Here is a 15,755-nt window from a genome sequence, read left to right on the forward strand (position 1 = left end):
GTAGTGAGGACTGAAGTCCTCTATCTAGCAGTAAGAAGGACTTGCATTCGGAAACTGCGAAGCTAATTATCAACTTAATAAGGGTTTTCTAACCCGACGCGATTTAACTGAGTTGAGTCGATTAAGTTTTCTGCTGTTTGGGCAGCACAACTGTAAACACGCTGCCTTGGCAGAGATTGCTGCTAATAATAATCTCGCCGTTAAAAGGTTTTAAAAGTTCAATGCAGGTATAAAGTCCTAGACCAGTTCCTGTCGGTTCGCCTTCCGTTTTTTCCTCGCCTTTAGGCGGCTTTGAGGTATAAAAAGGGTCAAAAACTTTTGACAAATCTTCAGGTGCTATGCCGCATCCCGTATCTGCAATATCCATGTATATGTTCGAGTCGTCTTGCCGAGTCACGATTGTTAGTTCCCTGCTTTTCTTTTGCCACATCGCATCCATTGCATTATTGATTAAGTTATAAAATACTTGAGAGATATAGGAATACATTAAGGGAATGGTGGGAATTTCTTCGTCATAAAAGTATTTTTTTCTAATTTTATTTTTAAAATACAGATTGCCTTCCAAGAGCTGAATTTCTCGCTGAACTAAATCGTTGATATTCACCGGTTGCAAATCTTGCTGTTGCTCTTTTCGGCTTTTCATCATCAGAGTATCCATGATCTGATTGATTTTTGTGACAGCTTGAAAAATATACTTAGTATAATTTAAAAGAGATTCTTCTTGAATTTTTGTGGCTTTTGTTTCAATCAAATCGACGCTAGTCTGGATCACTTGCAGCGGACTTTTGAGGTTGTGAACCATTCCCTGGGTCAAACGTCCGATGATGGCTGTTTTTTCCTGGTCGATCAATTGCTTGGTTTTTTGTTCGACAAGTCTTTCGAGGTTTTGGTTGAGGTGGGCAAGTTCGAGGTTTTTTTCTTGGAGTTTTTTTTGTAAGCTGCGGATTGTCAAGTGAGTTTGAATGCGGCTCAATACTTCTTCGTGCTGGAAGGGCTTGGTAATGTAGTCAACAGCTCCTGTCTGAAAGCCTTTTACTTTATCAAGCGTATCGGAAAGGGCGCTCATGAATATGATGGGAATCTCTCGCGTTGACGGGTCTGCTTTCAAACGCAGGCAAGTTTCAAAACCGTCAATTCCGGGCATCATGATGTCCAAAAGTATCAAGTCTGGATGGATGTATTCAATTTGCTCGATCGCACTTTCGCCGTCTAGAGCCACTAATACTTTAAACCCGTAATTCCTTAACAACTCGAAAAGTACGTCGAGATTTGTTTGGTTGTCATCGACAATTAGTATGATGCTTCTTTCGGAATTCTTATCGTTCATATTCAAGGGAAACATTCACTTTTTTTGAGTTGGGAGTTGTGACTTGTGATTTTAAATCTGATTCAAGGGATTTTCTGCCGCTCTAGAAACCCGGTTGCTTCGTAGATGCCTTTATTTGCAATCGCTCTTTTCTTTTATGGGCGGGCAGGATGCCCAACCCCTACTCCCCACCATAAATTCAGTCTCTGTGGAACAGGCATCTTGCCTGTTGCTGAAACTGGTGCAAGATGTAAGATTTTACACATTTTGAGTTTTCTGTTAGCTACCGTCAATTTTAGGACAAATGTTGCTTCAAAAAATCTCGCATTTGCTTGAGCTGAAATCCTTTAGTAAGTTGGCGCAGGTGATGAACGAAAGGCCCTAATGTCGGGTCTGAATGTTCGATTTTAGCAGTTTCCTCCTGAATAGCTTCAATATCGCCCATTGCAGCCAATCTTAGCAAGGCCAAGACTGAATCTGAGGCAGGAGACACCATCGTTGAGTCAGCAGCAATCTCAGATGATGCTTTGGGAGTTTGAGCTTTCCGCTTTTTGGTTTCCGATCCTTCTTCGTAAATCCATTCTAGTTTCAAATGCAGGCGCAACAATTCTAAAAGCTCGTTAGTTTGAAGCGGCTTGGTGAGAAAATTATCGCAACCTGCAAGTATGCTCTCTTGTTTGGTAGTCTCGTAAACGCTTGCGGACAAAGCAAAGATAACCGCATCTTTTAATTCCGGCAACTGTCGCAGTCGCCTGGTAGCTTCCCAACCGTCCATTACGGGCATCAGCAAGTCCATTAAAATTACATCCGGTAGAAATTCCCGTGCTTTTTGCAAGCAGTCTTCGCCGTCTGTGGCTTGTGCAATTTCAAAGCCCAAACGAGAAAGCATCCTGTGCACCCAGGCGCGATTTACTTCGCGATCGTCCACGATTAGGACTTTGCGCTGGTGCCCCCTAAAACCGACAAGCCGCCGTTTTTCTTGCGTGGAGGGGAGTTCAGAAGGCTGGACGACTGCGGGTAAGTCTAGATCCAACCAAAATATGCTGCCTTTGCCGGAAATACTTTGGACGCGGATTTGGCTGCCCATCATGTTGACTAATTTTTGGCTGATGGAAAGTCCCAGTCCGGTACCTTCGACGAAATTGTTACGATCGCCCACTTGATGAAAAGGCAAAAATATTTCTTCTAATTTATTCTGAGAAATGCCAATGCCGGTATCTTCAATTTGAAAGCGAATTTTAGCCGTAGGGACGCGATCGCCCGTATTTGCTGCTGTTATCGCCCCGCACGCTTCTTTTGTTCCCAGGGGTGCGATCGACATTTGCTGCGCGTTTAAATTCGCGGTCGAATTGATTGTTTGACTGGCAATTTCCGCTGTCAAACTAGAATTAGCGCAGTTAATTTGAGGAGGATTTTCGGCTAAATCGTCTGCATAACCGACTTTGAATATAACGCCGCCGCTCTCCGTAAACTTAACGGCATTGCTGAGCAAATTAATCAAAACTTGGCGCAACCTTTTTTCGTCAGCAAAAATGCCGTCTGGCAGCGGCGACACCTGCTCGTAATTAAAGGAAATTCCTTTTTGATCCGCTCGCATCTGGAACAAATCAACAATACTTTTAACAAAGCTGGAAAAATGCACGTTTGTCAGTGACAGTTCCATTTTACTAGCTTCGATTTTCGAGAGGTCTAAAACGTCATTAATCAGCATCAGCAGGTGGTTGCCGCACTGGTAAACGTTGTTGAGACTTTCCTGCTGATCGGCGGTTAAATTATTATCCAATTTGAGCAATTGAATGTATCCTAAAATCCCGTTCAAAGGCGTCCGCAATTCGTGGCTCATGTTGGCGAGAAAGTCGCTTTTAGCGCGGTTGGCAGATTCGGCGGCTAATGCGGCTAATTGCAGGGCGGCTTCTGCTTGTTTGCGATCGGCTATTTCGATTTGTGCTTGTTCAAATAGGGTCGATTGCTGAATGGCGATCGCCAACTGCACCCCCAATTGTTTCAGGCACTCTGCCTCCAATTGCTGCCAGGGACGAGGGCCCGTGCAGTGGTGGGCAATTAACAGCCCCCACAAGCTTTCGCCTTGCAAAATCGGCACTACCAGATTCGCTCTCACATCGAACCGAGCCAACAAATCCAAGTGGCACTCGGCGATGCCGGCATTGTAAACATCATCTGTGGCTCTAATTCTGCCGTCTTGGTAAAGAGGAACGTAGGCTTCCCCAAAACAGGGATCGTAAATTTCCATTCCTACAATTGGTCGGGTATTTTCGGCAACCGACTCGACAGCGATCAACCCGCTCCAATCCGGCTTGAATTGGTAAATAACAGTGCGGTCTACTTGCAAAAACTGCCGCACTTCTTCGACAGCTTTGGTAAGAATTTCTTCTAAATTGAGAGAAGAGCGAATGCGTTCCATCATGGCGAATGCCAACTGTTCGCGCTTTAATTGTTGGCGCAAAATTGCTTCTGATTCTTTGCGTTTGGTGATATCGGTTATCACTGCTATTAATCCGATTGAGTTGCCATTTATATCTTTAATGCTGTCGGCTCGCACCAGAGCAATAACAGCTTCATCGCTCTTATTTCGCAGCGCAACTTCGCCGCACCAAGAGCGACCTTGGCGAAGGTTTTTATATATTTTTTTGTAACTTTTAGGGCGGACGAAAAGCAGGGTGCTATCGCCGATCTCGTTGAGTTCTTGCACCGTGTAGCCGTAACGCTGAATGAAGGCTTGATTGTGGTAAATAGACCGCCCTTTCAAGTCGGCGATCGCGATCGCGTCGCTGGTGCTTTCGACGGCTTGAGTGACCCGCAGCAAAGCTAATTCTGCTGCTTTGCGATCGCTGATATCGGTCATCGAACCCACCATCCGCAGGGGGTTTCCGGCTTCGTCCCACACTGCTTGAGCGCGGGCGAGCACCCACTTGTAGCTGCCGTCTTTGCACTGCAAGCGGTATTCGGAGGCGTAATTGGGGGTTTGGCTGTCGAGGTAATTTTGAATTGCTGCTTGCACTCGTGAGCGATCGTCTGGATGGACGCGATCGATCCATGCGCTGTTGCTGTTTTCGATTTCGCCGTCTGCGTAACCGATAATTTCTTGCCAGCGGGCCGATCTAAAAGCTTCATTTGTTTGAAGATTCAGATCCCAAATTCCGTCTTGATTGCCTTTGAGAACTAACTGCCAGCGTTCTTCACTTTTGCGCAATTCTTCTTCGGCTTGTTTGCGCTGAATGTGAGAACCCAACTGAGTCGCTACCGCCTTGACCAACTCTACTATACGCGGTTCCATAATCGATCGGTCGCGCTTGCAGAATACTAAAACTGCCAGCACCTCTTTCCTAGTGCCAATCGGCACTCCGAAACAAGCTTTCAATCCGACTGCTGCCGCCATTTGCGATCGCAAAAAAAGATGATTTTTGGCTATAGAAATATCTTCAATCCATTCTACCTTTCGGGTTGACCAAATCCGTCCCGCCACTCCCACTCCGGGGGCGAATCTAATTTTTTTACTTTCGCGGGCGAATCTATCTAAATCGCGATCGCTAGCGTACCAAGTTTCGCTGTGTTCCAAAAAAGTACCGCTAGCAGCCGGTATCCAAGCTTCTGCAAAATTCCAGCCGATCGCATTGCAAAGCAACCGCAAAACATCTGCGATCGCGCTCTCAAAATCTACGCACTCATTAATTGCTTGAGTAGCCGCCAGCAATAACTTAATTTCATCTTCTGCTTGCTTGCTTTCTGTAATATCAGTTCCCGTACCGAGAATTTGCTTTAACTTGCCGTCTGCTGTTTTCGCAAATACCGTATCTCGGCTGACAATCCAGCGCCAAGAACCATCCTTGTGCCTGATTCGGTATTCAATTTCAAAGATATCCCCTTCGCAGCCAGTTTCAACTTGCTGTAAATAATCCGGCATTTTGATTGAATCTTCCGGGTGGATTAAAGTTGACATCATCCACGGCCCTATTGCCTGAATCTCCTCTACCTTATAGCCGAGAATGTGGTATATAGAAGCGTTCGCATAAATAATTTTTTGTTCTATTAAGTCATAAACATACAAAATATTAGGACTTGCCTCAGCAATTTGTTGACTGAACCGCTGGCTTTCTCGCAGTGCTGCTTCTGTTTGTTTTCTTTGGGAAATATCGCGAACAATGCAAATGAGTTCCCCGTCTGGCAGCATTGTCAGCGAGACATCTATAGGGACTTTCGAGCGATCGCGGCGACATCCTACTGCTTCGGTGATGTAATAACCTTTCTGCACTAAAGCCGGTACAACTTCTTGCTCGAACCTTTGCAGTTCTGCACCTTCGTAGAATATTTTCCAACTTTTGCCCAACAGTTCTTCGATAGAGTCGTAACCGTAGATTTTTAGTCGGGCTGCGTTGCAATAAATCACTTCTCCGCCGGCATTGAGCATGGCGATACCGTCAGAAGCTTTGGCCATTGCTACTGCTTGCCTGTGGAGTTCAGCTTCTGATCGCTTGCGCTGAGTGATGTCGCGGACGATGCCGATAATTTCATTTTTTGTGCAGAAGACTATTCTCGCTTCAAATTCGCACACTTGGCCGTTGACAGGCAGTTGATATTCTACGATTTCAATTTCGCCATTATCAACAGCTTGTTTGTTGTAGGACAATATTTTTTCAGCAAAAGCTGTCGGCAATATGTCTTGTGCTTTTTTGCCGATAAATATATTGTTTTCCGGTACGATACTGCGGAAGTCTTTTGCGGGTTTGAAGTCTACAAAAGTGCCGTCTCCCCGGCAGCGAAACATCATGTCCGGTATCGCATTTAAAAGAGCGCGATTAGTGGCTTCGCTTTGGCGCAATTCTGCTTCTGCTTGTTTGGTAAATGTCACGTCGCGGGCAACTGCATAAACTAAACCTTCTTCCGCAAATGGCGATGCCGTCCATGACAGCCATTTATAACTGCCATCTTTGCAAAGATAGCGGTTCTCCACGTTAACGATGGATTTCCCACTTTTGAGTGTTTCTAATTGGGCTAAAACCGCTTTTCGGTCTTTTAGATACACGAATTCTATAAAAGGTTGGGCTAGCATTTCATCGCTGCTGTAACCCAATACAGTAAACCAAGCGGGGTTTAAGCGTTTGAAATAGCCGTCAAAACCTGCAATGCAAAGCAAATCTAGCGAGATCGTAAAAAAGCGATCGCGCTCTTTCTGGGTTTGTTTTAATTCGGTGACATCCATCACCAAACCGTCCCAAACTATATCGCCGTTGGCTTGTTTTTCCGGTCTCGACGCACCTTGCAGCCACTTCACATTGCCGTGGATAATTTGCCGCCACTGGTGCTGCCAAGGTTGCAGAGTCGTTGCAGAAATTTTTATCGTTTTTTCAAAGCCTGAGAGGTCATCTGGATGAATTGTTTCATAAACAAAATTTGTCTTTTTTTCTATTTCTTTTGCTTCTAATTGGTAGAGGTTCTTGCTGCCAGAAGAAACGTAGGTAAAATACTTTCTACCGCCCGGCTCTAGGCGGAATTGATAAATCATTCCCGGCACGTTGGCTGCCATTTTTTTAAACCGAGCTTCGCTCTCTTCCAAAGCTAATTGTTGGCATTTGTACTCGGTGACATCTCGAATTGTGCCGACCAACATTTTACTGCTGTCAGTTGTTTTAAAAACACTTTTTTTGATCGAAATAATTCTTTTTTTGCCTGCGCTGTCTGTAAAATTTTCTTCCGTTTCGACCGCGTTGCCAGTTCTGAATACTTCTTCGTCTTTTTGCCAAAATATTTGGGCTTTTGCTGGTGGCAAAAAGTCGTATCCCGACTTACCGATCAGTTCTTCTCGGGGTTTTCCCATTAACTCGCAGAAAGCATCGTTTAATACGATCCAGCGATGCTGCTCGTCTTTGACAAAAATTGGATCGGGAGTAGCATTAATCGTATGCTTAAAAAACTCTTCTGATGCTTTTAATTCAGCTTCGTAGCGGTAGCGATCGCTCACGTCCAAGACTACTTTAATCATCCGGTCAATCGAGCCGTCCCGACCGCGAATACAGCGCATGGAAACTCTAGTATAAACTATTTTTCCGTCTTTTCTGCGCCATCTTTTGTCTAAAACATAGCCTTCGCTCTCCCCTGCAAAAATTTTATTTAACTGCTCTAAACTGGCAGGCCAATCTTCAGGAAAACCCCACTGTTCCCAATTTTTGTTCAAAAGTTCTTGGCGCTCGTATAAGAGCAAATCGCACAAAGCATCGTTAACTTCCAACCACTCGCATTTTTCAGGTTCTGAGGGGGAATTGGGAGGAGCAAGAATCGCAATTCCGACGAGAGAATTCTCGACTACCGAGCGATATTTTTCTTCACTTTTTCGCAAAGCTTCTTGGTTGTGCTGCCGCTCGACTGCGTAGCGGAGCGATCGCATTAACACTTCCCTGTCGATGTTTCGCTTGACTAGATAATCCTGAGCTCCTGCTTGGATTGACTGCACGGCGAGTTCTTCATCATTGCGGGCCGTCAGTACGACGATCGGAGTATTTAGGCTGTATTCTTGTATTTTGACAATTGTACTTAAGTCTTGGCTGTCCGGCAGCGAAAGGTCTAGTAAAATCACATCAAAATGTTCGCAGACCAAAAGTTGCTGCGCTTTGCTGAGACGGTCTGTACAGCTTACTGACAGCCTTTGGGGATGTTCTCGGCTGAGATTTGTTTCTAATAATAATTCTTCGATCAGATCGGCTTCGGCTTGATTGTCTTCCACCAGAAGAACTTTAAAACCGTTTCGCTTTGCGGTTGGGCTCAAAACTGATATCATATACCTTGTTATTCGTCATAAGGCAGTCGAGCTAACTATTATAGCATATAAATAATTGAATGCCAAAAAAGACCGATGACCCAAGTTTAAAAATCCCTGGTTCAACAATTACAATGCTCTGCATCGACTGTGTTTTTGCTCTAATACCTCATAAAATAGTGCAACACTCTTCGACCCCCAGCCCCGCCGCTGCATTGCGGGGGGAACAAGAATACTGTTGCATTCTTTTTTAAATTTGCTCTAAGTAGGTCAACGCAATCATAGGTTAAATTTTTCCGATTTTTAGAAGCTCGGTTGCTTGAGGAAACAAAGCTGCTTGGTGTTGTGTTTTCTGGGCGATCGCCTGTCAACTGCTTTTAGGCGATCGAAACCGACCCTTTGTTGCCCTTCGATTCCGCTACCAACACAATCCGAGCGGTATCCCCGCACCAGTACGCGCTCAGCGCAAAAAAATTGCTGGGAACTATGTTCGACTTTCAAATTGTTACCACCTTTTTTATCATAGCTTATAGAAATTCCCCACTGCCATTTCTTTACTTTTTGCAATCAAATAAAAATTTTCCACAAATCTTGCTATTTAGCAAAAAACTGATTATATTGAAATAGAGGCAATCAAAACTCTGCTGCATACAGCATCAGAAAAAATTGGCGAAAAATCCGCAAAAAAATCCGCAAAAAATCAGATAATTTTCGCAACAAAACTACATAAAAAAAAGGACTGTTTTTTGTTGACTGTCCTTGGTTTACTGTCCTTTGACCGAACTGAGATGAAGTTTAGAGGAAAAAAGCAATGATCGAAAAATTAGCAATTCAACAAAAACAAGTTTTAATTCCCAAAGAAAAAGCCTTAGTATTGTGGTTTGATGAAGTCGGCATCGCCGACATCCCATTAGTAGGCGGAAAAAATGCTTCTTTGGGGGAAATGATTCAACAGTTAACTCCCAAAGGAGTCAGCGTTCCCAACGGATTTGCAACGACAGCATACGCTTACCGCTGCTTCATCGAGTCGGGGGGTTTAGAAGCTAAATTGCGCGAAATTTTGGCCGATTTAGACGTAGAAGATGTCCTGAACCTGCGACAAAAAGGCAAGCAAGCGCGGGCATTGATTATGGGTACACCGTTTCCGCGAGAACTGCAAGCGGCGATCGCGGATGCTTACGACAAATTGTGCGATCGGTACGGCGACAGCACCGACGTAGCAGTGCGTTCCTCCGCCACCGCCGAAGACTTACCAGACGCCAGTTTCGCCGGACAGCAAGAAACCTACCTCAACGTTCACGGCTGCACCGGCGTCCTCGAATGCTGCCAGAAATGCTTCGCCTCCACATTCACCGACCGAGCAATTTCTTACCGCCAACTCCGAGGTTTCGACCACCTTGAAGTCGCCTTATCTGTCGGCGTGCAAAAAATGGTGCGATCGGACTTAGCATCCTCCGGCGTCATGTTCAGCATCGACACCGAAACCGGTTTCAAAAATGCCGCCTTAATCACCGCCGCCTACGGCTTAGGCGAAAACATCGTTCAAGGAGCCGTAAACCCCGACGAATACCTGGTTTTCAAACCCACATTAAAACAAGGGTTCCGCCCAATTCTAGACAAACGCCTCGGCACGAAAGAAATTAAAATGGTGTACGATCTTGGCGGTTCCAAATACACCAAAAACGTCTCAGTAGCGGCAACAGAACGCGGCAAATACGCCCTTAACGATGAAGAAATTTTGCAACTAGCACGTTGGGCAGTATTAATAGAAGAACACTACTCCCAAGTGCACGGAACTTACACGCCGATGGACATCGAGTGGGCAAAAGACGGCAATACCGGCGAACTCTTCGTAGTCCAAGCGCGGCCGGAAACAGTGCAATCGCAAAAGTCCGCCACAGTTTTGCGGAACTACAAATTGCAAGGTTCCAGCGCAGTTTTGGCAAAAGGACGCGCCGTTGGCGAAGCGATCGGACAAGGCAAAGCCCGCGTCATTTTAGAAGTTAGCGAAATTGCTGACTTTGAAGCAGGGGAAGTTTTAGTCACCAACAAAACAGACCCCGATTGGGAACCCATTATGAAAAAAGCGAGTGCGATTGTCACCAATTCCGGCGGCCGCACTTGCCACGCAGCAATCATTGCCCGGGAAATGGGAATTCCGGCAATTGTCGGCACCGGCGACGCTACCAAAGTCTTGAAAAACAATCAAGAAATCACTGTTTCTTGTTCCGAAGGAGAGGAAGGCAAAGTTTATTCCGGTTTAGTGCCGTTTGAAGTAACAGAAAGTGCGATCGACAATTTGCCGCGAACCCGCACTCGAATTTTAATGAATGTCGGCAACCCAGAAGAAGCTTTTGGTTTGTCAGCAATTCCTTGCGACGGCGTAGGCTTAGCGCGCCTGGAATTCATCATCGCCAACCATATAAAAACGCACCCCTTGGCACTGATTCACTTTGATGAATTGGCCGACGAATCCGTCAAGCGTCAAATTGCCAAACTCACAGCACTTTACGAACACAAACCCGATTTCTTTACCGACAAACTAGCTCACGGAATTGCCACCATTGCCGCCGCATTTTATCCCAATCCAGTCATCGTGCGGATGAGCGATTTCAAGAGCAATGAATATGCCAATCTTTTGGGAGGGCGACAGTTTGAACCCAAGGAAGAAAACCCGATGCTCGGGTGGCGCGGCGCCTCTCGTTATTACGACCCGAATTACCGCGAAGCTTACGCTTTGGAATGCCTTGCACTGAAGCGAGTTCGCGACGAAATGGGCTTGACAAATGTGATTCCGATGATTCCGTTTTGTCGCACCCCGGATGAAGGGCGCAAAGTGTTGGTTGAGATGGCAAAACACGGTTTAGTCAAAGGCGAAAATGGCTTGCAAGTGTATGTGATGTGCGAATTGCCGAGTAATGTGATATTTGCTGACGAATTCGCGCAAGTTTTTGACGGATTCTCGATCGGCTCTAACGATTTAACTCAGCTAACATTAGGATTAGACCGGGATTCTGCTTTAGTCGCTCACATCTTTGACGAACGGAATGAAGCTGTCAAGCGGATGGTAGAAATTGCCATTAAAGCGGCGAAGAAGTACGGCCGCAAGATTGGGATTTGCGGTCAAGCGCCCAGCGATTATCCTGAGTTTGCTCGCTTCTTGGTTGAGTTGGGAATTGATTCGATTAGTTTGAATCCTGATTCGGTTTTGAAGACTTTGTTGGATGTTGCTAAGGTGGAGGTTTCCAGTTCGATGATGGATTTAGCGACGGAGGTTGCTAAGGTTTAATTAGACCTCTTGCAAAAATAGCTGGGACGGGCAAGATGCCCATCCCACAAAAAGTTTTTTTCTTGTGGAACGGGCATCTTGCCCGTTCCAAGTCCGACAGCAACCGCCAGCAAACGGTTAACGCACGGGTGGCATAGTTTGAAACTTGACCGGGAACTTTTCTGATTTAAAACCGTCTTTTGGCAGATAATTTTATGTGGCCGATCGTCTAAATTTAAAAAAAATATTCTCACGCACGAGCTCTGAAAATGTGCTAACTGCTCTCCTAATTATTTTCATAGGTTTAGCTCCGTGGCTGCTGTCTTTGTGGGTGATGGGCTCTGCCGAAAGCCTCGCCCGCGATCGAATTGCAGCGGCTAGGCTTGCGGTAGCAAATAGACCCCCGCGAACTCAACTAGCAACTGCCGATCGCACTTACGTCGAAGGCCTCGGTTATCCGATCGGCGATATTACTTGCGAGTATAACGCCCGCTCTAATTACATTCGCTGCGCTGTCAATCCTGCTGGGCCCTGTCTTGATTGTCGGTACTACCAAGCCAGAACTCTTGACGTTCGCGGTGAAAAGATATAGCTTGTATTGGCGCTGGTATCTACGCATATTTGCGGATGTAGTAATCAATCAGTTAATATATACTTAGGTGTAATGATTGTTGTAGGAGCTTGTTCAGGACGAGCCGCGTCCCAACTCAGCAATTAAAGCCTAATAGATCAGTATTGCTGGGTTACAGTTGCCGTAACAGGGGGATTGCAGTCTGTGTTTTTTCTAGTTGAGGACTTGCGCTTGCTTAAACCAGGTTTAGACCGTAAATCTTGGTTGGGCGGCGAGAAATCTAGGAATAAATCAAGTTTCTCGTCTCAGTCAGCGTAACTCGTGCAATTAAGAAAATTAGCGAATAAAAATCGCAAGTAGCTGACGGGCAAATTTGCCAGTCGATTTCTCTAAAAAATCATGAAAAATTCTGCACGAACAATTGTCCTTTTTCATTTACCTCAAACAGAAACCCGCTCGAAGATTCGCTTGTGGACAGTTTGAGAAGTTGGTTATGCACCATACTAATTTGTTTGTGCGATCGCAGCTTTCGCAGTCTCAAACCTGGATTGTTGCCTCTAGACTGCAAGTTATAAATTTTTAAGACGCCTCGTCGATACAGGGTATGTATATTTCAATTAAATAACACCTCGGGAACTGCCTGCCCAATTATGTCGCAGCCAGCACTTCCTAATTAATGTTTGGTTTCCCGATGTGAACCGGGCTTGCACACCAAAACCAAAGAAACTGGATTGCTATTTCGCTCAACCAGCAGGTTTTTTACTGGAAGCGAAGGCTGCAACGAATTATTTTCGTCCGTAAAACCCAGTTTCTGCGTCCATAAATGGTGAAATTTCTCTGCAATTAAAGTGCATTAGACAATACAGAAAACATCATCAAGTAAATTTTTGAGAATTCCTGTGATTGTCTACTGCGGGATGTATAACATTTGCGTGTAACAAATACACTCCCTAGCCGAAAGCCGAAAGCAAAATATCACCCGACAGATAGATTATGGGGATTGAAACTCTCAATCCTCAGCGCTTGCGTCGGCGCTATTTGCAATGTTATCAAATAGCAAGATAGCACAGCTTTGTGCTGAATGAAATTCGCCTATTGCTCTTTCTCGCCGTCAAACAGCAGAGCCTTTAACTCTGCAATTCAACCTTTTCAAGAGGTGGCTATTCTCATCTTTAGCTGCCCATCTTATATACAATCAGTCAGGTAATTCTACCATGCAAGCTATCTGCAACCAGCCAATTTGTCTAAGCCCAAAAACAGGTAACACCAGCGCAAGCATTGCTCCGAAAAACTCTAGAACAACAGCAACTTATCCTCATGAAGAACAAATAAAACAAGTAAAAACAGAAAAGTGTTTCCTGTCCCACAAACCCAGTGGCGGCGCGGGAATTGGGCAGCCCCACAGAGAATTTTCGATCTTCACCGACTCGGTGGGCGCCCGGACTGTAAAAAATGTACTGTTCATCGATTCGAGAGTAGAGAACTGCGACAGCTTGGTAAGAGGAGTAACAGCCGGTACAGAGGTATTTGTACTGGAATCGACGCGGGATGGAGTCGAGCAAATTACTAGAATTCTGGCTAATTGCAGCGATTTAGAAAGCCTTCAGATAGTGTCTCACGGTCGAGAAGCCGGAGTGCAACTAGGGTCGATCGAACTCAGCGGAGACAACTTAGAAACCTACAGCCATTTGTTGCAGCAGTGGGGAAAAGCCCTCAGCGAGAGAGGAGATATCTTGTTATTCGGGTGCAGCGTCGCAGCGGGAGAAAGTGGCGAAGCGTTCGTGCGGCGGCTGAACGAAATTACTGGTGCAGATATTGCAGCGAACGACGGATTGACGGGGAGTGCGGCACTAGGTGGCGACTGGAAATTAAAATTTGCGATCGGGGAAATAAAAGCGAGCATTGCCATTGAAAAAGAAGTGCTCGAAGCATACACTTACGTGCTCGGCACATTAGTTAACGAAACTTTCAAGAACGCCACAGTGAAGGGGCCTTGGCTCTACCGAGGCACCAACGGGGTGCTGTACGATCCGAGTCAGGGCCCAGCTAACTCGCAATCTATACCTGGCATCACTGGAGGAACAATATCAGGCTTACTTCCGGCTTTAGGTGGGGATACTCCTGGCAATGGCGTTCTGCAATTAACTCCAGCATCACTAGACAGGCGGGAGGCTTTCGTCCTCTACAACAACCCCATTCCTTCAAGCGACGGTCTGATTGTCAGGTTTGATTTCTATTCCTACGGTTCCAATCTGCAAATTAATGAACCCCAAGGTTATTTTACTGGCAATCAGCCTGGGGACGGCATTGGTTTCTTCTTCATTGACGGTACTGCATCGCCAGACAAGCCAGGGGGTTATGGCGGTTCTCTGGGCTACGCTCAACGACTAGATGGAACTGTGGTCACACCCGGTATTCAGGGAGGTTATTTAGGCATTGGATTTGACGAGTTTGGCAATTATTCAGCACCGACAGAAGGGCGGCAGGGCCCAGATCCCGATCCGGTTCCCGGCTCCTCAAATCCGCGTTTGGTCAGACCAGATTCAGTAACACTTAGAGGCAGGGAAGAGAATAATTACCCGTTTTTAACCCAAGCCTTTGCTCCCTTGGGCATCGATAACATTCCTACCAGTATTGACTTCACCGAACCCAATTTTAACTTTAGCAATACGTTGACGACCAATCGCGCGGCAGCGAAAAGATCCGTTCAAATTACACTGAATCCATCTAACGACCCGAACAATCCCAATCGCCTCACCGTTGCCTTTGATACGGATCTTAACGGTAGCTACGAAACTACTCTGATCGACGTTCCCAACTTGGCAATTACCAACGGAATCCCTGTACCGCCTACTTTCAAATTTGGTTTTGGCAGTTCCACAGGAAGCGCCAACAACCTTCACGAACTTCAAAACCTGGTAGTTGAAACTATCAACCCTCCCACTATCTCGGCTGACGTTGTTACGATCAAGAGCGGGCCGCAATCCGTCAAGCCTGGGGGTAGCATTACCTACACCATCACCACCACCAACAGGGGGACAGCGCCCGCCGGGCAAGTCTTGGTTCTAGACCAAATACCAGAGGAATTAATTCCGTCATCATCAACCGTTCCTACTGTCACAGCCTCGAACGGCGGCACTTACTCAAACGCGACGCGGAATGTCACCTGGCCGCTAATTCCCGTTCTCAATGTCGGTCAAACCGTCACCTATACGCTAACAGTTGGTTTGCCGCCTAATTTAGCTAGCGGCGGCACATTAACCAACGTTGCATCCAGCAGTTCTGCGACTTTCGACCCCGACCTCAGCAACAACGACGGTTCAACACCCATAAGTAGAGTTCTGACTACTGTCACCGATACAGTCGCCGACCTCGTTACTACCAAAAGCGGGCCTCTCACCAGTGCGATCGGGTCAACCGTCACCTACAGCCTGACCACGACCAACAACGGGCCAGACGCAGCCACCAACGTCACCATCACTGACAGCATCATTCCAGGGTTAACAGGAGTCAGTATATCGGACGGCGGCACTTACGACCCTGTTTCGGGGATTGTCACGTTCCCAGTACAGGCGACGCTGCAAAATGCAGGCACTCTCAGCCACACCGTCAGCTTTGTCCCGCCAGCGACGCTTAGCGTCATCAGCAACACGGCCAGGAGTAGCTCAGCGACTCCCGACCCGATCGCCACGAACAACAACGGCTCAGCAACCAACAAAGACGGCACTCCGACCGGCTCGTCTGTTAGCACCACACTCTCTCCCAGTGCCGACATCGTTACCACTAAAAGCGGGCCCACCGCTACCGAGGCCGGTGCCGCAGTCAGCTACACGATCGCCAC

The 15,755-nt window shown here is 46.4% G+C and carries 6 protein-coding genes; 3 read left to right on the forward strand and 3 right to left on the reverse strand.

What is annotated here, in order from left to right; all coding sequences use genetic code 11:
* Positions 1 to 121: 121 nt before the first annotated feature.
* From QUB70_RS01095 to QUB70_RS01105, 3 genes are all read right to left on the reverse strand, one after another.
* Positions 122 to 1,327 (reverse strand): hybrid sensor histidine kinase/response regulator, encoded by a 1,206-nt coding sequence (locus tag QUB70_RS01095; RefSeq protein WP_442927674.1) that lies wholly within the window; start codon positions 1,325 to 1,327, stop codon positions 122 to 124.
* Positions 1,328 to 1,601: 274 nt separating this feature from the next.
* Positions 1,602 to 8,096 (reverse strand): PAS domain S-box protein, encoded by a 6,495-nt coding sequence (locus QUB70_RS01100; RefSeq protein ID WP_332977891.1) that lies wholly within the window; start codon positions 8,094 to 8,096, stop codon positions 1,602 to 1,604.
* A 282-nt stretch (positions 8,097 to 8,378) separates the two neighbouring features.
* Entirely contained in the window at positions 8,379 to 8,642 is a 264-nt protein-coding gene (locus tag QUB70_RS01105) for a hypothetical protein (RefSeq protein WP_332977892.1), read from the reverse strand.
* Between the two features lie 244 nt (positions 8,643 to 8,886).
* Here QUB70_RS01105 and ppsA point away from each other — a divergent pair, with 244 nt between their 5' ends.
* The 3 genes from ppsA to QUB70_RS01120 all read left to right on the forward strand — a co-directional run.
* Positions 8,887 to 11,364, forward strand: a complete 2,478-nt coding sequence (gene ppsA / locus QUB70_RS01110) for a phosphoenolpyruvate synthase (RefSeq protein WP_332977893.1) — start codon at positions 8,887 to 8,889, stop codon at positions 11,362 to 11,364.
* Positions 11,365 to 11,614: 250 nt separating this feature from the next.
* Positions 11,615 to 11,935 carry a DUF6464 family protein gene (locus QUB70_RS01115; RefSeq protein WP_332977894.1) on the forward strand — a complete coding sequence of 107 codons (321 nt, stop codon included), beginning with the start codon at positions 11,615 to 11,617 and terminating at the stop codon, positions 11,933 to 11,935.
* A 1,193-nt stretch (positions 11,936 to 13,128) separates the two neighbouring features.
* Positions 13,129 to 15,755: DUF4347 domain-containing protein (locus QUB70_RS01120; RefSeq protein WP_332977895.1), on the forward strand; the 2,627-nt coding region annotated here is incomplete at its 3' end.

This window comes from Microcoleus sp. A003_D6, from assembly GCF_036702825.1.
Classification (GTDB): Bacteria; Cyanobacteriota; Cyanobacteriia; order Cyanobacteriales; family Microcoleaceae; genus Microcoleus.

Bases quoted from the DNA above. Each gene is read 5' to 3' on its own strand.
- QUB70_RS01100 (WP_332977891.1), bottom strand. From the start codon at position 8,096: ATGATATCAGTTTTGAGCCCAACCGCAAAGCGAAACGGTTTTAAAGTT.
- ppsA (WP_332977893.1), top strand. From the start codon at position 8,887: ATGATCGAAAAATTAGCAATTCAACAAAAACAAGTTTTAATTCCCAAA.
- QUB70_RS01095 (WP_442927674.1), bottom strand. From the start codon at position 1,327: ATGAACGATAAGAATTCCGAAAGAAGCATCATACTAATTGTCGATGAC.